This is a genomic window from Bacillus sp. FSL E2-8868 (genome assembly GCF_038005505.1).
Lineage (GTDB): Bacteria > Bacillota > Bacilli > Bacillales > Bacillaceae_G > Bacillus_A > Bacillus_A mycoides.
Genome location: NZ_JBBOTI010000003.1, coordinates 373913 through 397268 on the forward strand (window position 1 = coordinate 373913; position 23356 = coordinate 397268).

Here is a 23356-nt window from a genome sequence, read left to right on the forward strand (position 1 = left end):
TATGAAAAACCGACAGAAAAACATTTTTTTAAATAGACGAGAGGGACTGGCTATGTACAGGAGCGGTCAGGGCCTTTTCCTGCCACGCGCAAAGTTTTAAAACAAAGAAAGCTAGCAAAGTGTATGTCCATTTTTATCTTCGTGGCAGCAATCTATATGCTGAAAAATGAAAATAACTTTCTATAGGTAATAAGAGGCGTATTTTCTCTGGAATAATACCCCTTACCAAAATTCTAAATAAAATGTATGGCTGAGTAGTTACGAATTTTTCATACAAAAAATAGAGTAAGGCTTATGCCTTACTCCATCTCTGCAAATACCATGCGATCTTTTCCATTAATATCAAATACAACTTCAACTTGAGCGCGCGGGAAAGTTTGCTGTAATAATGCTTTCACATCTTCACCTTGCCCTACACCAATTTCAAACGCCACAATCGCCTTTTTCTGTAATACATTCGGCAATTCTTCCATAAAACGACGATAGAAATCTAGTCCATCTTCACCACCAACAAGCGCACGCTTCGGCTCATGCTCCTTCACAACAGTAGAAAGACCACGCCAATCTTCCTCTGGTATGTACGGAGGATTGGAAACAACAACATCTAACTTCTGACCTGTTTCATAAAACGGAGACAGTAAATCGCCGTGATAGAAAGTTACATCCGCCCCTAAAGTTTTTGCATTTTCTTTTGCAACTTCAATCGACTCCTGTGCGATATCTACTGTATACACATGAAGATTTTTATTTTCTAAAGCGAGCGTAATAGAAATCGCTCCACTACCTGTTCCAATATCCGCTATGTGAAGCTCCTCATTACCGAAATGGCGCTCAATTCTCTCTAGCACTCCAACTATAAGTTCCTCTGTTTCCGGTCTTGGTATCAATACCTCTTCATTTACAAAGAATGATCGGCCATAAAACATTTCATAACCGAGCATATATTGGATCGGAATACCTTCTACATGGTTGTGGATAAATTCTGCAAAACTTTTCTCTTGTTCCGCAGTTATTTCTTCACGCATATTCATGAGCATTCCGGTTCTGTTTGTCTTTAATACATGACAAAGGACAATTTCTCCCGCATTTTCATCTCGTCCATTTTCCTGTAAAAAAGAAGAAGCCCATTTCAGGGCTTCATAGACACGCATTACTCAGCTGCCTCCATCTTTTGCGCCTGATCTTCCATCACTAAGGCATTGATGAAATCATCTAACTTACCTTGTAGGATTTGATCTAGCTTTTGAATCGTTAAACCGATTCGATGGTCTGTAACACGGTTTTGCGGGAAGTTATACGTACGAATACGCTCTGAACGATCTCCCGTACCAACAGCTTGTTTACGGTTTTGATCATACTCAGCTTGCGCTTCTTGTCTAAATTTATCATAAACACGTGCGCGTAATACTTTCATCGCTTTTTCTTTATTCTTAATTTGTGATTTCTCATCCTGACAAGATACAACTACACCAGTCGGTAAATGTGTTAAACGTACCGCTGACATCGTTGTATTAACGCTTTGTCCACCAGGACCACTAGAAGCAAACGTATCAACACGAACATCTTTTTCATGAATATTAATTTCTACTTCTTCTGCCTCTGGTAGTACAGCTACAGTTGCTGTAGATGTATGAATACGTCCACCAGATTCCGTTTCAGGAACACGTTGTACACGGTGAGCACCATTCTCGAATTTCAGCTTCGCGAAAGCACCTTTACCATTAATCATAAAGATAATCTCTTTATATCCACCTAACTCTGTATAGCTCGCTTCGATAATTTCAGTTTTCCAACCTTGCACCTCAGCATAACGGCTATACATACGATATAAATCACCAGCAAATAAAGCTGCCTCGTCACCACCAGCAGCGCCACGAACCTCAACGATAACGTTTTTATCATCATTAGGGTCTTTTGGAACAAGTAAAATTTTCAGACGTTCTGATAATGTTTTCTCTTGTCCTTCTAATTCAGAAACCTCTTCTTTTACCATATCACGCATATCAGCGTCTAACTTATCTTCTAACATTGCTTTTGCATCTCGTAATTGCTCACGAACATCTTTATACTCACGGTACACCTCTACCGTGTCCTGAATATCAGATTGCTCTTTTGAATACTCACGAAGCTTATTTGTATCGCTAATAACCTCTGGGTCACTTAACAATTCATTCAACTTCTCATAACGATTTTCTACAGCTTGCAAACGATCTAACACACCATTCACCTCTACATCCTAGTATCTAATACAAATAGTATATGGTACTTAATCAAAAAAACGCAAATTATATTTAAAAGCGCAAGTGGCTTGTTCAGAATCGCAGGACATTGGAACTCTCGGCCTTGAAGCGCTTTTGCTTCGAGCGAGAGAGTGAAATGGCCGGAGATTCTTGCCACCAATCTTCATCTATTTTCGAAAAAAACCCGCTCTACATAGCGAGTTTCACTTATCTTTGTTTTGTAGGTACTGCATGACAATGACGACAACGTGGTTCATACGATTCTGAAGCCCCAACTAAAATAATTGGATCATCAAATGCCGCTGGTTCTCCATCGATTAAACGTTGCGTACGACTTGCAGGAGATCCACATTCAGAACAAACTGCCTGCAATTTAGTTACATGTTCAGCAATCGCCATCAGCTGAGGAACTTGTCCAAATGGTAGACCACGGAAATCTTGGTCTAATCCAGCTACAATGACACGATAGCCACGATTTGCCAATACTTGCACCACTTCCACAATGTCCCCATCAAAAAATTGTACCTCATCGATTGCAATAACATCCATTTCTTCTGTTACATGGTTAAATATATCTTTTGAAGCTGAAACAGGAACTGCTTTAACCTTTAATCCATTATGTGATACAACATCTTCTTCACTATAACGATTATCAATACATGGTTTAAATACAATCGCATGTTGTTTCGCAAATTGTGTACGGCGTATACGGCGGATGAGCTCTTCTGATTTCCCAGAAAACATACTCCCGCAAATCACTTCAATCCAACCATTTTGATTCATTAAGTACATTGAGCTCTCCTTTCATCTACTTTCCTAATCCAAAGTAGGGTAAAGGTTTAATATTTTCGCAAAAAAAACAGACAAGCGAATACATACACTTGCCTGTTTTATGTTCTTTATTACTTGATGCCGTATTTCTTATTGAAGCGGTCAACACGTCCGTCTGCAGTAGCAAACTTCTGACGTCCAGTGTAGAATGGGTGAGAATCAGAACTGATCTCAATTTTTAGTAATGGATAAGTGTTACCATCTTCCCACTCAACAGTTTCGCTAGAGCCTTTTGTAGACCCGCTTAAGAATTTGAAGCCAGTGTTCGTGTCCATAAATACAACTTTATTGTAATTTGGATGGATTCCTGCTTTCATTCTTTTCATCTCCTTCCGCCCTGAATCATTTTCGAAACAGAGTTTTTCATCTTCAGCTGCTTACACAACTATATTGATGAAACACATATGATGAAATTATAACAAGGCTAACTCCATTTTGCAACTACCTGTTTTTGTCTTTTTAAAAATTAAAAGCACAAGCGGCTCGTTCAGAATCCAGGTCACTTCAAGCTCTCGACCAAGAAGCGCTTTTTGCTTCGACCGAGAGAGCGAAATGGCCGGAGATTCTAGCCGCTGGAGCTGGATATACCTAAAAGCACAAGCTGCTCGTTCAAAATCCAGGTCACTTCAAGCTCTCGACCTTGAAGCGCTTTTTGCTTCGACCGAGAGAGCGAAATGGCCGGAAATTCTAGCCGCTGGAGCTGGATATACCTAAAAGCACAAGCTGCTCGTTCAGAATGAGAGGGGGATGGAGCTTCTGACGTAGAGGCGCTTTTTGCCTCGTAGGAAGACGCGAAGCCACCGACCATTCTAGCCGCTGGAGATGGAACTAGATACACCTTAAAGCGCAAGCGGCTCGCCCAGAATCGTAGGGCACTTCAAGCTCTCAATCCAAATATGATTTCCATCTTAAAAAACAAATTTTTTCCATATATTACTCTCTAATATTCCCTTAAAAACATAAAAAACTCGCTTACTACGAAATAAGCGAGTCCCCATCTCTTCCCTTTACTTAGTGGTTACATACCTTTTTGAGTCTGCAACAATGTTTTGTAAAAATTCTTCATTTGTCTTTGTTTGACGAAGTTTACGTAAGAAGCCTTCAACAAAGTCTGGTGTATCACGCATTGTTTTACGAATACCCCACAGCTTGTCTAAATGTTCTTTCGGAATTAATAGGTCTTCTTTACGCGTACCAGAGCGACGAATATCAATCGCTGGGAAGATACGGCGCTCAGCTAATGAGCGATCTAAGTGAAGTTCCATATTTCCAGTTCCTTTAAACTCCTCGTAAATTACATCATCCATACGAGACCCTGTATCAACAAGCGCTGTTGCTAAAATCGTTAGGCTACCGCCCTCTTCGATATTACGCGCAGCCCCAAAGAAACGCTTCGGTCTATGAAAAGCAGCAGGATCAATACCACCCGATAAGGTTCTACCACTTGGCGGAATAACAAGGTTGTAAGCACGCGCTAAACGGGTAATACTATCCATTAAAATGACAACGTCCCTTTTATGTTCTACAAGACGCATTGCACGCTCTAATACAAGCTCCGCTACTTTAATATGATTCTCTGGCACTTCATCAAAAGTAGAACTTACAACATCACCTTTAACAGAACGTTCAATATCTGTTACTTCCTCTGGACGCTCATCAATTAAAAGTACAATTAATTCTGCTTCCGGATGATTTGTTGTGACACTGTGTGCAATTTCTTTTAACAGACTTGTTTTACCAGCCTTTGGAGGCGCAACAATTAAACCACGTTGTCCAAATCCAACTGGTGCGATTAAATCCATGATGCGTGTCGGTAACTTTTTCGTTTCCGTCTCCAATTTCATTTGGCGATCTGGGTATAACGGTGTTAATGCAGGGAAATGTACACGCTCTTTTGCTGAGTCTGGATCATCTCCATTTACAGCTTCAACTTGTAGCAATCCAAAATAGCGCTCATTTTCTTTCGGAGGTCGTACTTTACCAGAAACCTTATCTCCATTACGTAAATCGAAACGACGAATTTGCGAAGCCGAGATATAAATATCTTCTGAGCTTGGAGAATAATTGATAGGACGTAAGAATCCAAATCCTTCTGATTGAATAATTTCTAATACGCCTTCCATGAAAAAGAAACCTTCTTTTTCTGCTCGAGCTTTTAAGATAGAGAAGATTAGCTCTTTTTTCGTTAACTTGCTGTAATACGAAATCTTAAATTCCTTCGCAAGCTCGTATAACTCTTTTAATTTCATGTTTTCTAATGCTGCAATTGACAAATTCATTCAGACACCACACTTTAACTTTATTCTCTTTTCACATGGGTAAAGGGAAAAATACGGAAGGCAAATAAATAATAATGAAAGGCAATAAGTTCAAGTAGGATAATATTCACTATTGTAACCCTTTTATCTAGTTTTAATCAATACGTTGAAACACAAATACAAGAAGCGAAGACAAGAAAATTTGTCTTCGCCTTTTCATATTTCTTTCTTTTTTCTACTCACCTGATTTTAAGGCAGAATAGATAAGGCATTTCTGCTTTTATTTAATCCAGTTCCAGCGGCTAGAATCTCCGGTCATTTCACCCCTTCCTGTGAGGCAAAAAGCGCCTCTTCGTCAGGAGTTTGAAGTGCCCTGCGATTCTGAACGAGCCGCTTGCACTTTTTATTTAATCCAGCTTCAGCAGCTAGAATGGTCGGTGGCTTCACTTCTTCCTGCGAGGCAAAAAGCGCCTCTACGTCTGAAGCTCCATCCCCCTCCCATTCTGAACGAGCTGCTTACGCTTTTTATTTAATAACCAAATTCGGTTTTTTATTTAAGCTATGGCGGCCGTCTACGAAGCGTACTGTGCCTGATTTTGCACGCATAACAAGGGATTGTGTTGTTCCGACGCTACCTTTAAATTGAACGCCTCGTAATAGTTCTCCGTCTGTTACACCTGTTGCTGCAAAGATTGCATCGTCACCTTTTACTAAGTCTTCCATACGAAGGATACGATTGATATCTTCAATACCCATTCTTTTACAACGAGCTAGTTCAGCTTCGTTTTGAGGTAAGAGCTTCCCGTGAATTTCTCCACCTAAGCATTTTAATGCGACCGCAGCTAATACACCTTCAGGTGCTCCACCAGAACCGAATAGAATATCTACACCAGTACGGTCAAATGCTGTATTGATTGCTCCAGCTACATCTCCATCGTTAATTAATTTAATACGAGCACCAGCTTTACGAATTTCTTCGATAATTGCTTGATGACGTGGACGGTTTAAAACTGTCGCTACAACATCTTCGATATCTTTATTTTTCGCTTTCGCAACTGCACGTAAGTTGTCGATAATAGGTGCGTCAATATCAACTGCACCAACTGCTTCTGGACCAACCGCTATTTTATCCATGTACATGTCAGGAGCATGTAACAAATTGCCGTGATCTGCAATTGCAATAACAGCAAGCGCATTCCAGCCGCCAGCCGCTACGATATTTGTCCCTTCTAAAGGATCAACTGCAACGTCTACGCGTGGTCCATATCCTGTACCCAATTTTTCTCCGATATATAGCATTGGCGCTTCATCCATTTCACCTTCGCCAATTACAACTGTACCTTTCATCGGAATTGTATCAAATACATCACGCATAGCAGATGTTGCTGCACCATCTGCCTCATCTTTTTTTCCGCGCCCCATCCAACGCGCTGATGATAATGCCGCAGCCTCTGTTACACGTACTAACTCCATAGATAAACTTCTTTCCACGATAATCCCTCTCCTTTAAGCCTTTATATTTCTGCCGTATTTTGTGAACCTTATTTTTCTATAAAGTGTACTTCCGTTAGTAGTGATTCTTCGCTCCCCATTAACGGAAGTATCACCACCTTATCCCGATTGGTGAGGGTTAATAATCGACGTGGGATACCCCATACTGATTAAAGTTTCACTTTATGCATTCTTCATTTCTTCAATTTCTTGCTTTGTCATTTGTTCTCGCCAAATGTTTGCACCAAGCCCTTTAAGCTTGTCTACTATATTTTCGTAACCTCGATCAATATGATCAAGTCCCGTTACTTCTGTAATGCCATCTGCCATTAAACCCGCAATAACAAGGGATGCACCAGCTCGTAGGTCACTCGCTTTCACCTTCGCACCTTGCAATAAAACTGGTCCAGTCACAATTGCTGAACGGCCTTCTACTTTAATTTGCGCGTTCATACGGCGCAATTCATCAATATGCTTGAAACGTGCGCTGTAAATTGTATCAGTTACAACTCCTGTTCCATGCGCTTTTGTTAAAAGCGTTGTAAACGGCTGTTGTAAATCCGTTGGAAACCCTGGATATACAAGCGTTTTTACATCAACTACTTTTAACCTTCTATTGCCGTTCACTGTAATTTGGTCATCGTTCGTTTCAATTTGAACACCAGCTTCTCTTAGCTTCGCAGTAACGGATTCTAAATGCTGAGGAATAACATTATCAACTGTTACTTCTCCTCCTGATGCTGCTCCTAAAATCATATACGTACCAGCTTCAATACGGTCTGGAATAATAGTGTGGTGACAACCGTGCAGTGAATCCACACCATCAATTCGGATTACGTCTGTACCAGCACCTTTAATACGTGCTCCCATACTCGTTAACAATGTAGCTACATCAATAATCTCTGGTTCTTTCGCTGCATTTTCAATAACAGTTCTACCTTTCGCTCGTACAGCCGCTAGCATAATATTAATCGTAGCTCCTACACTAACAACATCTAAATAAATACGTGCCCCACGTAGTTCGTCTGCTCTTAAATAAATGGCACCTTGTTCATTTGTAACATATGCCCCTAACGCTTCAAACCCTTTAATATGCTGATCAATCGGTCGTGGCCCTAAATGACATCCACCTGGAAGCCCAATAACAGCTTTTTTAAAACGGCCAAGCATTGCACCCATTAAATAATAAGAGGCGCGCAATTTTTTCACTTTTCCATTTGGTAAAGGCATCGCAACCATGTTAGAAGGATCGACTACCATCTCTTCTTCCTGCCCATAAGTTACTTTCCCTCCAATTTCCTCTAGTAAGTCTCCTAACATTTTCACGTCCGAAATATTAGGAACACCCCCAATAGTTACTGGAGTATCTGCTAAAATTGTCGCTGGAATTAGTGCAACAGCACTGTTCTTTGCACCACTCACACGAATCGTTCCATTTAAAGCTCTTCCGCCTTCAATTAGCAACTTTTCCATATTGAGCTCCCTTCTTGTGAATGTATTTATCTTCTACTTCTTTATAAGAAGTAGAAGATTCCCCCTTAAGAATCTCAATCACTCTTTCCATCCTGAAACTCAATAAGTAGAAAACCATCACCTGTAGCTCCCCTGCTATACAAATAGATGAAGATTAACTATTCATCGAATCAAATTACTCAATTCAGATACTTACCACATTTATTAATAGGACTATGCACATTATTTTCTATATTCGCAAACCAAAAATTCACTTTATAAAATCTTTAGACTTGTTCGCGCTTTCATTATACAACGAAAGGAAACCGTCTAAAAGACTAGACGGTTTCCAAAACGGAATTTTATTCTTACGCTTTACCGTTAGAACCGAACTCACGCATTTTACCAGCAACAGTTGCTTTGATAGCGTCGCGGCCAGGTCCAATATATTTACGAGGATCGTAAACTTCTTGGTCTTTGTTTAATGCTTCACGAACAGCTTTTGTAAACTCAATTTGGTTCTCAGTGTTTACGTTAATTTTTGAAGTACCTAAAGAAATAGCTTTTACGATATCAGCAGTTGGGATACCAGTACCACCGTGTAATACTAAAGGTACGCCAGTGAAGTCACGAACTTGTTCCATTTCAGCGAATCCTAAGTTAGGCTCACCTTTGTAAGGACCGTGTACAGAACCTAAAGCTGGAGCTAGGCAATCGATACCTGTTGCTTCAACAAGGTGCTTACACTCTGCTGGATCAGCGTAAATTACGCCTTCAGCGATGATGTCGTCTTCTTGTCCGCCAACTGTTCCAAGCTCAGCTTCAACAGATACGTTACGAGCGTGTGCGTATTCTACCACTTTTTTAGTAGTTTCAACGTTTTCATCGAATGGGTGGTGAGAAGCGTCGATCATTACAGATGTGAAACCTGCATCAATTGCTTCTTTACATTTTTCGAAGCTTGAACCATGGTCAAGGTGAATCGCTACAGGAACAGAAATGTTCATTTCTTCGATTAAAGCTTTAACCATAGCTACAACTGTTTTGAAACCAGTCATATGACGAGCTGCACCCTCAGATACACCTAAGATTACAGGAGATTTTTCTTCTTCCGCAGCAGCTAAGATAGCTTGAGTCCACTCTAAGTTGTTCATGTTGAATTGACCAACTGCGTATTTTCCTTCTAGTGCTGTGTTTAGCATTTCTTTCATAGAAACTAAAGGCATGGTGAATCCTCCTAAAAAACGTTTTTTGTATCCGATAAATTCTTATCGCTGGTAGTATGACCAGAATAAGGTAAAATATGTATATTTACATACCGGACTTCTTTCTACACTCAATAGGATAACAACTTGTACTCAAAAACTCAACTGTATTCACCTGCTCAACAGTCCATGTAAACGCTTTTTTCCATATTTTTTATAAAAAATTCACTTTTTACGCCTCTACAGCAAGCTGATCTCTCACTGCTTGACGAATCTCATCAATATCAAACGGTTTAGCAAAGTGCATTAAAGCTCCTAAATCTTTCGCTTCTTGAATCATATCCAATTCTCCATAAGCAGTCATTAAAATCACTTTAATACTCTCATCAATTTCTTTTACATGTTTTAAAATCTCTATACCATCCATACCTGGGATTTTCATATCTAACACTACTAAATCTGGATTATCTTTTTTCACGATATCTAAAGCTTGAAATCCATTCGCTGCTTGGAACGTCTGATAACCTTCTTTTTGGAACACTTCATGCAATAAAACACGAATGCCATATTGATCATCAACGATTAAAATTTTCCCTTCCATAACTCCCAACCTTTCTGTGTAAGTACAAGATTTAAAGCTTCTTATATCTTATCGGTTTATTTTCGCTACTCTTTGCCAAATCCCTTCCTATTCTTTCTTATTTTACCGTTTACTATTTCGTTATGCTACCCTACGATTTCCCCTTTCTAAAAAAAATGAGCTATAATGGGAACCGGCTAGCACGAAAGAAAGGAGCAACAACATGTTAAAAATTTTCTCGACTCAATTAAGTGGATATTTCTCCAGAATTTCTCAAAAAGAGGAAATGAATATAGAAGATAGCGCTCGTCTACTTGCCCAGGCGTTAGTTGGCGACGGCTTCATTTACTTGCATGGTACAAACGAAATGGAGGGTATTGTTTCAGAAGCATTATTTGGCGCCGAACCAATGAAACAAGCAAAACGTTTAATAGAAAACGGTGAACCGGCGGCAGTGACTTCTGCGGACCGCGTACTTCTTATTAGTCGTTTTTCGACAGATGAAGAAATTATAAAAACCGCGAAAAAACTTCATGAAGAAGGCCAATCTATCGTTGGAATCTCGGCTATTCAAGAAGGTGTTGAATCACTGGAACAATATACAGATGTACATATTGATACAAAGCTGTTAAAAGGTCTTATTCCAGATGATGAAGGTAACCGCTATGGGTTCCCAAGTTTAATTATAGCTTTATTTGCTTATCACGGATTGAAATTTACAATTGATGAAATGTTAAACGAATATTAAAAAAAGCGCCCTATTTCAGGCGCTTTTTTTTATTACTTGCTCTCTTTATTCGTAATAGAAGCACTTACGAAGTCATGGAACAATGGTTGTGGACGGTTTGGACGAGATACAAGTTCTGGATGGAACTGTGCTGCCACGAACCAAGGGTGATCTTGTAATTCAATAATTTCCACTAGACGACCGTCTGGGCTTGTACCAGAGAATACAAATCCTGCTTTTTCCATATCTGGACGGAATTGATTGTTGAACTCATAACGATGACGATGACGCTCATATACAACCGGCTCATTGTAAGCATTGTAAGCATTTGTTTCTTCAGCAAGCTTACATGGGTATAGACCAAGGCGAAGTGTACCACCTAAATCTTCTACATCTTTTTGTTCTGGTAATAAATCGATAATTGCATAAGGTGTGTCAGGATTAATTTCAGAAGAGTTAGCTCCTTCTAATCCTAATACGTTACGTGCAAATTCGATTGATGCAAGTTGCATACCTAGGCAAATTCCTAAGAATGGAACTTTGTTTTCACGGGCATATTGAATTGCAACGATTTTACCTTCTACACCACGATCGCCGAAGCCACCTGGTACAAGGATACCATCTGTATCGCCAACTAATTCTTTTACGTTCTCTGCTGTTACGTGCTCAGCATTTACCCATTTCACTTCTACATCTGTGTCGAATGAATAACCTGCATGACGAAGCGCTTCTACAACAGAAATGTATGCATCTTGAAGCTCTACGTATTTACCAACAAGAGCGATTTTTGTTTTCTTAGAAAGGTTACGTACTTTATTAACTAGCGCAGTCCAATCTGTCATATCTGCAGCTGGATTGTCTAACTTCAAGTGATCACAAACGATTTGGTCCATGTTTTGTTCTTGAAGAGATAATGGAACCGCATATAAAGTATCTGCATCGCGTGCTTCGATAACTGCTTTTGTATCGATGTCACAGAATAATGCAAGCTTGTCTTTCATGTCCTGAGAAACAGGTAGTTCTGTACGAACAACGATAATATTTGGTTGAATACCTAAGCTGCGAAGCTCTTTAACGCTATGTTGCGTTGGTTTTGTTTTCATTTCACCCGCTGCTTTTAAGTACGGGATTAACGTACAGTGAATGTACATTACATTGTCACGACCGATGTCGCTCTTAATTTGACGAATTGCTTCTAAGAATGGTAGAGACTCGATATCACCAACAGTTCCACCGATTTCTGTAATAACAACGTCGGCATTTGTTTCGCGACCAGAACGATATACACGTTCTTTAATTTCGTTAGTAATGTGAGGAATAACTTGAACTGTTCCTCCTAAATATTCACCACGACGCTCTTTTTGAAGAACTGAAGAGTAAATTTTACCTGTTGTTACGTTGCTGTATTTATTTAAGTTGATGTCAATAAAACGCTCATAGTGACCTAGGTCTAAGTCCGTTTCTGCACCATCATCTGTTACGAATACCTCACCGTGTTGGTAGGGGCTCATAGTCCCTGGGTCTACGTTAATGTATGGATCAAACTTTTGAATAGTTACGTTTAAACCACGATTCTTTAAAAGTCTTCCAAGAGATGCTGCTGTAATACCTTTACCTAAAGACGATACTACACCGCCTGTTACAAAAATATACTTAGTCATGAAAAAGCTCCCTCCTATTTTGCTGTTATATAATCACCGTTGCAAAGCGCAACGTATGTAGATAACACTGTATCCATCTTATTGTTAGACTCTTTTTATTTTCTAAACAAAAAACAAAAAAGAAAATTGCTCCCCTCATCACATAAAGTAATAAGTAGGGAGCAATTTTCTTTTATATTTACACTTTAAAAGTATTATCGTCTTTTTTTAAAGAGCCCAAAAATGATTCTACATGGACGATAATGAAAAGTCAAGAACTACCGCTCTTCCTCTTCTTCTTCTTCAGTTTCATCATACTCAAGTTCTTCTTCTGCGAAGTCTTCATTATCTTCTTCTAAATCATCAAGATCATCATCTTCATCATCTGCGTCTTCGTCTTCAAGAACTTTGTCCAAATCTACTACATCTTCTTCTACTTCTTCTTCTACTTCTTCTACATCATCTTCTTCAATGTAGTCGTCAAAACCGTCTTCTTCAACTTTGCGTTTCTTCTTCGGTTTTGGCTGAGGCAGAATTTCTTCATCAATTTGCTCATATGGGTACCAGCTACGTAGCCCCCAACGATTTTCTCCTAAATTAATGAAACGTCCATCGATGTTTAAATCTGTATAAAATTGTGCGAGTTTCGTATTAACTTGCCCTTGAGATAGTCCCAGCACTTGAGCGATTTCTTGAACCAACTCGTTGAATGTCGTTGCTTGTCTTTTATTCCCTAAAACACTATGTACAACTTCAATCATTGAACATTCTTTTAGCTCTTCTGGTGAATATTGCTTAAAACCCACTTATGCGGCACTTCCTTTCTTCAAATATAAGCTTATATATAACGGTCTGCTTAAAAAAATCCATACTATTCATTATAAACAAAAGTCGCACAAATATGCTACAAAAAAAACGGGAAACTTTTATCGCGCTATTTACGGGCAATAAAATTATAATTTGTCCATTCTTTATTTCGGAGACATATGTGCTCCTTGCAGTACATACCTAATTTGCATTTCTGTATATTCTTCGAGAGTATACAGTTTTTGCAGGGCCCAACGTCTAAATCCCCACATTTGTCCTTGTATGAAAATATTATGTGCAAGAAGCTGTATTTCCTTTTTATTTAGTGTAAATGTCCCATTTTCCGTACACTGCTCTAAAATATCCTCAAACATCCCGACCATTTGAAACTCTTTTTCTAATACATATGGGAGTGATTCCTTCGGTAAAAAACGTACCTCTTGATACATAATTAATACTTCTTCTTGCAATTCATCCATCACTTTAAAATAATTCATTATCGCTATCTTTAAGCTTTCTATACTTCCCTTCTCTGTACACACTACTTCCTCTAACCGCTCTTTTACATGTTCATAAATACTATCACAAACTAAATATAATACATCATCTTTTGTGCGAATATACTCATAAAGTGTTCCGATACTAAATCCAGCCGCTTTCGCAATTTCTCTCGTTGTTGTACGCGGGAATCCTTTTTGCTTAAACAGCTGCACCGCACCTTTAATCATTTGTTCACGTCTTAACGCAACTAATTTTTCATCTTTCACTGACGCATGTACATTATGTTTAACCATCCCTTCACCTCTCTCTATTATTTTTGGAAGTAAAAAGCGTAGGAAAATACCTACGCTTTTGTTCCTACTTCGTTAACATACGAGAAATTACAAGCCTTTGAATCTCTTGTGTTCCCTCATATATTTGTGTAATCTTTGCATCGCGCATATAACGCTCTACTGGATAATCTTTCGTATAACCATAACCACCAAATACTTGTACCGCTTCAGTCGTCACCTTCATCGCTGTATCACCTGCAAATACTTTTGACATCGCTGACTCTTTCCCATACGGAAGCCCTTCAGATTCAAGCCAAGCCGCTTGATATGTTAAAAGACGCGCTGCCTCTACATCCGTTGCCATATCCGCAAGTTTAAAGCCAATTCCTTGTTGCGCCGCAATTGGCTTCCCAAACTGATGACGTTCTCTTGCATATTCTACAGAAGCATCTAAAGCGGATTGTGCAATACCGACTGCTTGTGCCGCAATACCATTACGGCCGCCATCTAATGTCTGCATCGCAACTTTAAATCCTTGGCCCTCTTCCCCTAGTAAATTCTCTACAGGAATACGGCAGTCTTCAAATATAATTTCAGTTGTTGGCGAAGAACGAATCCCCAGCTTACTTTCCTTCTTCCCAACCGAAAATCCTAGCGTATCACTCTCCACAATAAATGCACTCGTGCCGCGCTGCTTCGAATCAGGATCTGTTAATGCAAAAACAACATAAATATCAGCAATACCGCCATTTGTAATAAAGATTTTCGAACCATTTAAAATGTAATGGTCTCCATCTCGTTTTGCAGTCGTCCTCATTCCACCAGCATCTGATCCAGAGCTTGGTTCTGTTAAGCCATATGCACCAATTTTCTTCCCTTCAGCCATTGGGCGCAAAAACTTTTGTTTTTGCTCTTCCGTTCCAAATTTAAAAATTGGCCATCCAGCAAGTGAAGTATGTGCAGACAACGTTACACCTGTAGAAGCACAAACGCGGGATAATTCTTCAACGGCAATTACATACGCCAAGTAATCGCTTCCAATTCCGCCGTATTCTTCAGGCCACGGAATACCGGTTAAACCAAGCTCTGCCATTTGATCGAATAAAGCGCGATCAAATCGCTCTTCCTCATCACGCTCTGCTGCTGTCGGTGCTACTTCATTCCTTGCAAAATCCCGAACCATTTTTCTTATCATTTCATGTTCTTCTGATAATTTAAAATGCATTCCCGTCTCCCCCTCTGCCTTTTTATAAAGCTCGACTAATTACAAGCTTTTGTATTTCGCTCGTTCCTTCATATATTTGCGTGATCTTCGCATCACGGAAAAATCTTTCTACTGGATAATCTTTCGTATAACCGTAACCGCCAAATACTTGCACCGCTTCAATCGCAACTTCAACGGCCGTCTTAGAAGCAAATAATTTCGCAATAGAAGCTTCTTTACCGCATGGTAACCCTTGTGCTCTTAGCGATGCCGCTCTGTATACAAGTAATCGCGCTGCTTCTACGCTAGTCGCCATATCTGCAAGTTTGAATCCGATTCCTTGCTGCGCCGCAATTGGCTTGCCGAATTGCTCGCGCTCTTTCGCATAATCAATCGCACATGCAAGCGCCGCTTCCGCGATTCCTAATGCCTGTGCTCCGATCCCAATTCGTCCAACATCTAAATTCGCCATTGCCACCTTAAATCCTTGTCCTTCTTCACCAAGTAAATTCTCGGCCGGTACTTTCATATCTTCAAACGTAAGTTGTACTGTACGAGAACCAAGAAGACCCATCTTATGCTCATCTTTTCCGATGATTAAGCCTGGTGTATCTTTCTCTACTATAAATGCAGAAATACCACTTTTCCCCGCCTCTGGATTTGTAGAAGCGAATACAATGTATGTACTTGCTTCACCACCATTTGTAATAAAGACTTTCGATCCATTAATGATGTAGTGATCGCCCTTTTTTACAGCTCTTGATTTCAAACTACCTGCATCTGATCCTGCATTCGGTTCTGTTAGAGCAAATGCGCCTAAATATTCACCAGTCGCCAATTTAGAAACATATTTCTGCTTCTGTTCTTCTGTTCCGAAGTATAAAATCGGATTCATTCCAACTGACGTATGTACAGCTAAAATTACACCAACCGTTGCACTTACCTTTGAAATTTCCTCAATTGCTAGAATGTAAGAAATAAAATCCATTTCTGCCCCGCCATATTTTGCAGGTGCTGGAATACCCATTAGTCCAAGCTCACCCATCTTTTGCAAAATCTCTTTCGGGAACACCCCTTGTTCCATACTAGGAACAAAGGGAGCTATTTCCTTCTGTGCAAAATCTCGAACCATTTTCCTCATCATTTGTTGCTCTTCAGTAAAGTGAAAATTCATGTACTTCGCCTCCGTTTGCTATATATCTTTTTAACAATCTGGTAAGACCACTACTTCAATAAAGGGAGGCCTTTATTCGTAAACGTAGAAACCACGACCCGTTTTACGTCCTAACCATCCTGCATTCACATACTTACGTAATAATGGACATGGGCGATATTTACTATCTCCTAATCCTTCATGCAACACTTCCATAATGTATAAACACGTATCTAAACCGATAAAGTCAGCTAACGTAAGAGGTCCCATCGGATGATTCATACCGAGTTTCATTACTTCATCAATCGCTTCTTTCGTCGCTACTCCTTCGTATAACGTATAAATCGCTTCGTTAATCATCGGTAATAAAATACGGTTCGATACAAACCCTGGGAAATCATTTACTTCAACTGGCACTTTCTCGATTTTTTTCGTAATATCCTCAATCGTTTCGTACACTGCATCATCTGTAGCTAAACCACGAATAATTTCAACGAGTTTCATAACTGGAACTGGATTCATAAAGTGCATGCCGATTACTTTCTCAGGACGTTTCGTTACCGCTGCAATTTCCGTAATTGGTAACGATGACGTATTCGTCGCTAAAATTGCGTGTTCTGGAGCGATTTCATCTAAATTCGCAAAAATTTTCTTTTTAATATCCATTTTTTCAACAGCTGCTTCAATAATAAGATCAGCTTCTTTGACACTATTTAAATCGAGCGTCCATGTAAGACGATTTAAAGTCGCATCTTTCTCTTCTTCCTTCATACGGCCTTTTTCTACTTGGCGGGCTAAATTTTTCGAAATAACAGCTAGCCCTCTATCTAATTGCTCTTGCTTTAAATCTTGCACTTTCACATCATAGCCTGCCATTGCACACACTTGTGCGATACCTGAACCCATTTGCCCTGCACCGATTACAACAATCTTTTGTACACTCATTTTTTCTTCCCCCTTAATTGTTAATAAACTATATATCTTCTAATCTTAATTAGTGAACTTCAATCATCACTGCATCACCTTGACCGCCACCGCTACAAATAGAAGCAATTCCAATTCCGCCGCCGCGCTGCTTCAGTGCATGGATAAGTGTAACGATAATACGTGCTCCGCTCGCTCCAATTGGATGCCCCATTGCTACAGCACCGCCATTTACATTCAATTTTTCCGGATCGATCCCTGCGATTTCTGTACTTGCAATTGCTACAGCCGCAAATGCCTCATTGATTTCAAATAGATCTATGTCTTCAATTGTCTTACCTGTCTTTTTCAGCAATTCATTAATTGCATAACCTGGCGTTCTTGGGAAATCCTTCGATTCTACCGCAATCGCCGTATGCGCCAAAATTGTCGCTAATGGTTTTCTTCCTTCTTGCTTCGCTCTGTCCTCGCTCATTAATACAAGTGCAGCACCGCCATCATTTAGTCCCGGAGCATTACCTGCTGTCACCGCTGACGTCTTATCAAATACAGGCTTTAATTTCGCTAATTTTTCAATCGTTGTATCCGCGCGTGGCGCCTCATCCTTAGCCACGACGATAGGATCGCCTTTTCTTTGCTGAATTGTTACTGGTACAATCTCCTCTTCAAAACGCCCTTCTTTATGTGCCGAAACCGCACGTTGATGGCTACGATATGCCCATTCATCTTGTGCTTCGCGAGAGATTCCATCTTCCTTCGCAACTTCTCCGCCATAAACACCCATGTGTATACCTGAAAATGCGCACGTTAAACCGTCTGCAACGTTTAAATCGATAACTTCGTTGTTACCCATTCTGTATCCCCATCTTGCCCCTCGTAAAATGTAAGGGCTGTTACTCATCGATTCCATTCCACCAGCTACAATCAGTGATTGGTCACCAGTGCGAATAATTTGATCTGCTAACGTAACTGCGCGAAGCCCTGATGCACAAACTTTATTTACTGTTTCTGTCTGCACTTCCCAAGGAATGCCGGCCGCTCTTGCTGCTTGGCGTGATGGAATTTGTCCTTGCCCTCCTTGGATAACCGTTCCAAATATAACTTCTTCAACATCACTAGCGGAAACATTCGCCCTTTCAAGCGCTGCCTTAATTACGATTCCTCCAAGCTCTGTTGCTTTCACGTCTTTTAAAGTTCCTCCAAATTTTCCAACCGGTGTTCTTGCAGCACTTAAAATAACTGTTTTACTCATGTTTCTTTCCCCCATTTCTTTTTTTAGCACCGAGCGCTCGCTCGGTATCCTTGCGCCTAGAAGAGGTGCAATTATTGCACCTCTTTCTAAATTTGAATGTATTCCTACAAACTACATTGCTTCTTTCTTCTGTCCGATAACTGAGCGTTCTAAAATCTCTGTTACGTCCAAAGTTTGAACTGTTTCTTCAACTTCTTTCGCTTTCGTGCCGTCACTAATCATCGTTAAGCAATACGGGCATCCTGTACCGATAATTGACGGCTGTACAGCTAGCGCTTGTTCTGTACGAGCAACGTTAATACGAGAACCTGTCGTTTCTTCCATCCACATTAGGCCGCCACCCGCACCACAGCACATTCCCGTTTCACGGTTACGCGCCATTTCTACAAGGTTTACACCTGGAATTGCTTTTAGAATATCGCGCGGCGCTTCGTATACTTCGTTGTATCTTCCTAAGTAACAGGAATCATGGTACGTAACTGTCTCTTCAATAGAATGGACAGGTTTTAAACGACCTTCCTTCACCCACTGGGCTAGTAATTCTGTATGATGATAGACTTCTGCTTGTAAGCCAAAGTCCGGGTACTCATTTTTAAAAGTGTTATAAGCATGAGGGTCAATCGTAACGATTTTCTTCACTCCTGCTTTTTCAAATTCTTCAATATTTTTAGTCGCCATTTCCTGGAATACAAATTCATTTCCAAGGCGGCGCGGTGTATCACCAGAGTTCTTTTCCTTATTACCAAGAATTGCGAATGAAATGCCTGCTTCATTCATTAGCTTCGCAAATGATATCGCAATCTTCTGACTGCGATTGTCATACGAACCCATTGATCCGACCCAGAATAAGTATTCAAACTCTTCGCCAGCTTTTGATTTCTCCTTTACAGTTGGAACTGTTACTTCATCGTCACCTTGGCGCCATGTTTCACGCTCTTTACGGTTCAGTCCCCACGGATTACCTTGACGCTCAATGTTTGTCATTGCACGCTGCGCTTCCGCGTCCATTTTTCCTTCTGTTAAAACGAGATAGCGGCGTAAATCAATAATTTTGTCAACATGCTCATTCATAACTGGGCACTGGTCCTCACAGTTACGGCACGTTGTACACGCCCAAATCTCTTCTTCTGTAATAACGTCTCCGATTAAACTTGGGTCGTACGCTAGCGCTGTAGCCGCTGATTCTTGTTGTCCTTTTCCAGCTGCCATCATCGCTAACTGATTTCCTTGTGTATTATTAAAAGCAACAACTGGAACCCACGGTGCTTTTGATGTTACCGCTGCTCCTTTATCAGTTAAATGATCACGAAGTTTTAAAATTAAATCCATCGGTGATAACATTTTCCCTGTTCCTGTTGCCGGACACATATTTGTACAACGACCACATTCGACGCAGGAATATAAGTCGATAAGTTGATTTTGTCTAAAGTCTTCAATTTTACCAACACCGAATGTTTCTTGTGTTTCATCTTCAAAATCAATTTTTTCAAGTTTTCCCGGATTTGAAAGACGACCAAAAAACACGTTAACTGGTCCAGCAATTAAATGCGCATGTTTTGATTGTGGAACATAAACTAAAAACGTTAACAAAATTAGTAAATGCACCCACCAAGAGAAATAGAACACTGAAATGGCTACGGTTTCATTTAATCCCGAGAAAACGTAAGCGATTGCAGAAGCGATCGGTTCACTCCATGAAAGCTCCTCGCCGTGCCATATAATTCCCATCCCATTACCAAGTAGCACAGAAATCATTAAGCCACCAATAAAGATAAGAACAAGGCCTGATTTAAAATTACGTTTCAAACGAACAAGCTTTTCAATATAGCGTCTATGAAAAGCCCAAAAGACTGCAATTAAAATAACGAGTGTGACAATTTCCTGGAAGAATGTAAATGCAGGGTATAGTGGTCCAAGTGGAAGATGCGATCCTGGTGCAAGTCCTTTCCAAACGAAGTCAATTGCTCCAAATTGGACAAGAATAAATCCGTAAAAGAACATAACGTGAATGATGCCGCTCTTTTTATCTTTCAGCAGCTTTTTCTGACCGAAAACATTGACCTTAAGAAGATCCCAACGCTCTTTAAAACGACGGTCAAATTCGATCTTTTTTCCTAATTGTATGTAGGCCATCCTTGTTCGTATAAGATATACAAACAAATACCCCGCATAAGCAATAACAGCAATGGCAGCCAGCCAATTAATGATTAGTAAGCTATTCATTTTATGCTACCCCTCTCTTTGTAAGCTCTCTTTATTTTTTAGAATCTTCTAAAATATATAATTTTCTGAATTATATCCCCTATTCCCATTATATAATGAGTGAGCATTCAGTCAACAGTTTTTTGTTATACAACAACACATTTTTTAATAAAGCTGTTTATTTCGGTGAAACTATAAAGTGAAACTTTAATCAGTAGAGAGCTGTTTATTCCCTACTGATTATTAGCCCTCACCAATCGGACTTTTACGGGCGGCCGAATCCCAACCAACTTCTTTGCTTTAACCCAATTTTGAGGTGGGAGTCTTACTGCCCGCAAATAGCGGGATACAGTGAAATTTTGATTTGTAAAAAATTGATGGTGAAAAGACCGTGAAGGAGGGAATTTACTTATGTTTTTCTTATCTCTCTTGTTATTAGGCAGCGCTCTCTGGATTACAATCGACCTTTCATATGGGAGAATTGTTCATTTAAAGCGTGTACGTTCTCGTTCTTTCCCTTTACGTCAAAGTGATTTTCGCCTTTATACATACGGAAATGATCTATACGATGCTCTCTTTACTGATATAAAACAAGCTAAACACCATGTGCACGTTTTATTTTTTATTGTAAAAAACGATGATATAAGTCGTACGTTTTTAAAGTTACTTATCGATAAAGCACAAGAAGGAATTGAAGTAAGACTTTTACTCGACCGGTTTGGAAGTCATTATTTATCAAAAGAAGCGATTTACTCCCTACAAAAACATGGTGTCTCTTTTTCATTTTGTCATAAAGTGAAATTTCCTTTTCCTTTCTTTTCTGCAAATCAAAGAAACCATAGAAAAATTACAGTTATTGACGGGAAAATTGGTTATATTGGTGGATTTAACATTGGCGAGGAATATTTAGGGCATAATCAAAGGTTAGGGTTATGGCGAGATTATCATTTACGTCTTACAGGAGAAGGGATACAAGATTTACAAAAACAATTTTTACATGATTGGCTCGACGATACAGACCAAAATTTATTAGATTCATCTCTTTATTTTCCTATGCAACAACCAGGGACCATTCTACATCGTTTCATCCCTACTGATGGTGCCTATTTACAAAATACATTTTTACATTTAATCGAAAGCGCGAAAAAAGAACTCTTTATCGGTACACCATATTTTATTCCTGGAAAAAAAATTATGAATGCATTATTAAAAGCGCGAAAACGTGGGGTTCAAATAACTATTCTCGTTCCACAAAAAGCTGATCACGCCCTCGTTCGAGAAGCAAAATTCCCATATTGCCGAAAGTTAATACAAGCTGGTTGTAATATTTACGCTTTTCAGCAAGGATTTTTCCACGCAAAAATTATTATAGTAGACGATCATACTTGTGATATCGGAACTGCTAATTTCGATATGAGAAGTATATATATTAACCATGAAATCAATTGCCTTTTATACGATAAACATTTCATACAAGAAGTAAAACGTAAATTCGAGGAAGATTTGGAACGCTCCTTATTACTTTCCTTCGAAGATGTCAATCCTCTCTCCATTATCGATAGAGGAAAGGAATGGATAGGAACGCTACTCGCGTTCTTTTTATAGAGAAATTTCAAGGGCCAATGAGGTGCATCACATATGATAATTCGATTTGGATATGTCTCACATGCTACGGCATTATGGGACTGTTCGCCTGCCAAAACAATGACATTTACAAGCTGGAAAAAGCTAAAAAAACAAGAGCGTGAAGATAAATTATATAATGTTACACTGCAAAATCTAGAACACACAATACGCATCCTTCATTACAATATTGCACACGAAATTCCATTATATCGTTTATCATCTTCTATCGTCCCGCTTGCAACACATCCTGAAGTTGAATTTGATTACATTCAAATATTTGCTCCACTATGGCGTAAAATAGGAGCATTAATTCAAGAACACAATTTACGCGTAAGTTTTCACCCAAACCAATTCACACTATTTACAAGCGACAAACCACATATTACAACTAATGCAATTACAGATATGACCTATCATTATAACGTGTTAAATGCTATGGGAATTGCAGATTCTTCCTACATTAATATCCATGTAGGTGGCGCGTATGGAAATAAGGAAAAGGCAATCGAACGTTTTCATGAAAACATACAAAAACTCCCTTACCATATAAAAAGACAAATGACCCTTGAAAATGACGATAAAACGTATACAACTTCTGAAACTTTGGCTATTTGTCAAAAAGAAAAAATCCCTTTCGTGTTCGATTATCATCATCACATAGCGAACCTTTGTAATGAACCGCTAGAAGAATTGCTTCCTATGATATTTAAAACTTGGTCACATACAAATGTCCTTCCTAAAGTTCATATTTCTTCTCCTAGATCAGAAAAAGAATTTAGGGCCCACGCAGATTATATTGATTTAGAATTTATTAAACCCTTTTTACACATTACAAAAAAAATTAATCATAATTTTGATATTATGATTGAAAGTAAACAGAAAGATTTAGCAATGCTACAATTAATATGTGAACTATCCTCTATAAGAGGAATAAAAAGAATAAATAGCGCAACATTGCAATGGTAAATTGTAATGTTGCGCTATTTTTTTC

The 23356-nt window shown here is 39.4% G+C and carries 20 protein-coding genes; 3 read left to right on the top strand and 17 right to left on the bottom strand.

Annotation, left to right across the window (positions count from 1 at the left end; all coding sequences use genetic code 11):
- Nucleotides 1-299: 299 nt before the first annotated feature.
- From prmC to spo0F, 9 genes are all read right to left on the bottom strand, one after another.
- Entirely contained in the window at nt 300-1151 is an 852-nt protein-coding gene (gene prmC, locus NSS74_RS23070; protein WP_002143879.1) for a peptide chain release factor N(5)-glutamine methyltransferase, read from the bottom strand.
- Complete coding sequence (gene prfA / locus NSS74_RS23075; protein ID WP_002139009.1) at nt 1151-2218, bottom strand: peptide chain release factor 1; 1068 nt, start codon at nt 2216-2218, stop codon at nt 1151-1153. The genes prmC and prfA overlap by 1 nt, the downstream gene beginning before the upstream one ends.
- A 229-nt stretch (nt 2219-2447) precedes the next feature.
- Nucleotides 2448-3032, bottom strand: coding sequence for a thymidine kinase (locus tag NSS74_RS23080; RefSeq protein WP_002016305.1), 585 nt, complete (start codon nt 3030-3032; stop codon nt 2448-2450).
- 110 nt (nt 3033-3142) lie between these two features.
- Entirely contained in the window at nt 3143-3388 is a 246-nt protein-coding gene (locus NSS74_RS23085; protein ID WP_000643447.1) for a type B 50S ribosomal protein L31, read from the bottom strand.
- Nucleotides 3389-4078: 690 nt separating this feature from the next.
- Nucleotides 4079-5350, bottom strand: a complete 1272-nt coding sequence (gene rho / locus NSS74_RS23090) for a transcription termination factor Rho (RefSeq protein WP_002016308.1) — start codon at nt 5348-5350, stop codon at nt 4079-4081.
- 504 nt (nt 5351-5854) lie between these two features.
- A complete protein-coding gene (gene glpX, locus NSS74_RS23095) occupies nt 5855-6820 on the bottom strand; it encodes a class II fructose-bisphosphatase (protein WP_002016310.1) in 966 nt (321 codons plus the stop codon).
- A gap of 183 nt (nt 6821-7003) precedes the next feature.
- Nucleotides 7004-8293: a UDP-N-acetylglucosamine 1-carboxyvinyltransferase gene (gene murA / locus NSS74_RS23100; RefSeq protein WP_002034893.1), complete on the bottom strand. Its 1290-nt coding sequence runs from the start codon at nt 8291-8293 to the stop codon at nt 7004-7006.
- Nucleotides 8294-8640: 347 nt separating this feature from the next.
- On the bottom strand, nt 8641-9498 hold the full coding sequence (locus NSS74_RS23105; RefSeq protein WP_002016312.1) for a class II fructose-bisphosphate aldolase: 858 nt from the start codon (nt 9496-9498) through the stop codon (nt 8641-8643).
- 211 nt (nt 9499-9709) lie between these two features.
- Nucleotides 9710-10078, bottom strand: coding sequence for a sporulation initiation phosphotransferase Spo0F (spo0F, locus tag NSS74_RS23110; RefSeq protein WP_000398592.1), 369 nt, complete (start codon nt 10076-10078; stop codon nt 9710-9712).
- Between the two features lie 202 nt (nt 10079-10280).
- On the opposite strand from spo0F, the gene NSS74_RS23115 reads away from it, so the two are divergent.
- Nucleotides 10281-10805 carry a DUF2529 domain-containing protein gene (locus NSS74_RS23115; RefSeq protein ID WP_002143880.1) on the top strand — a complete coding sequence of 175 codons (525 nt, stop codon included), beginning with the start codon at nt 10281-10283 and terminating at the stop codon, nt 10803-10805.
- A 32-nt stretch (nt 10806-10837) separates the two neighbouring features.
- Here NSS74_RS23115 and pyrG read toward each other — a convergent pair whose 3' ends face one another.
- From pyrG to NSS74_RS23155, 8 genes are all read right to left on the bottom strand, one after another.
- Nucleotides 10838-12445, bottom strand: coding sequence for a CTP synthase (gene pyrG, locus NSS74_RS23120; RefSeq protein ID WP_002016314.1), 1608 nt, complete (start codon nt 12443-12445; stop codon nt 10838-10840).
- Between the two features lie 257 nt (nt 12446-12702).
- Nucleotides 12703-13230: a DNA-directed RNA polymerase subunit delta gene (gene rpoE / locus NSS74_RS23125; protein WP_002143883.1), complete on the bottom strand. Its 528-nt coding sequence runs from the start codon at nt 13228-13230 to the stop codon at nt 12703-12705.
- A gap of 165 nt (nt 13231-13395) precedes the next feature.
- On the bottom strand, nt 13396-14025 hold the full coding sequence (locus NSS74_RS23130) for a TetR/AcrR family transcriptional regulator (RefSeq protein ID WP_002034889.1): 630 nt from the start codon (nt 14023-14025) through the stop codon (nt 13396-13398).
- Between the two features lie 64 nt (nt 14026-14089).
- The gene (gene acdA, locus NSS74_RS23135; protein ID WP_002016320.1) at nt 14090-15229 is read right to left on the bottom strand and encodes an acyl-CoA dehydrogenase AcdA; all 1140 of its coding nucleotides are present in this window, start codon (nt 15227-15229) and stop codon (nt 14090-14092) included.
- A 22-nt stretch (nt 15230-15251) separates the two neighbouring features.
- A complete protein-coding gene (locus tag NSS74_RS23140; RefSeq protein WP_001009066.1) occupies nt 15252-16382 on the bottom strand; it encodes an acyl-CoA dehydrogenase in 1131 nt (376 codons plus the stop codon).
- 72 nt (nt 16383-16454) lie between these two features.
- Nucleotides 16455-17306, bottom strand: coding sequence for a 3-hydroxybutyryl-CoA dehydrogenase (locus NSS74_RS23145; protein ID WP_340814385.1), 852 nt, complete (start codon nt 17304-17306; stop codon nt 16455-16457).
- A gap of 49 nt (nt 17307-17355) precedes the next feature.
- Nucleotides 17356-18639: an acetyl-CoA C-acetyltransferase gene (locus NSS74_RS23150; protein ID WP_080118323.1), complete on the bottom strand. Its 1284-nt coding sequence runs from the start codon at nt 18637-18639 to the stop codon at nt 17356-17358.
- A gap of 9 nt (nt 18640-18648) precedes the next feature.
- Nucleotides 18649-20760, bottom strand: a complete 2112-nt coding sequence (locus NSS74_RS23155; RefSeq protein ID WP_002130078.1) for a heterodisulfide reductase-related iron-sulfur binding cluster — start codon at nt 20758-20760, stop codon at nt 18649-18651.
- Between the two features lie 390 nt (nt 20761-21150).
- Between NSS74_RS23155 and cls the strand changes: the two genes are divergently transcribed.
- Nucleotides 21151-22344 (top strand): cardiolipin synthase, encoded by a 1194-nt coding sequence (gene cls, locus NSS74_RS23160; RefSeq protein WP_012262052.1) that lies wholly within the window; start codon nt 21151-21153, stop codon nt 22342-22344.
- A gap of 33 nt (nt 22345-22377) precedes the next feature.
- Complete coding sequence (uvsE, locus tag NSS74_RS23165; protein WP_002143890.1) at nt 22378-23331, top strand: UV DNA damage repair endonuclease UvsE; 954 nt, start codon at nt 22378-22380, stop codon at nt 23329-23331.
- The last annotated feature ends 25 nt before the right edge of the window (nt 23332-23356 follow it).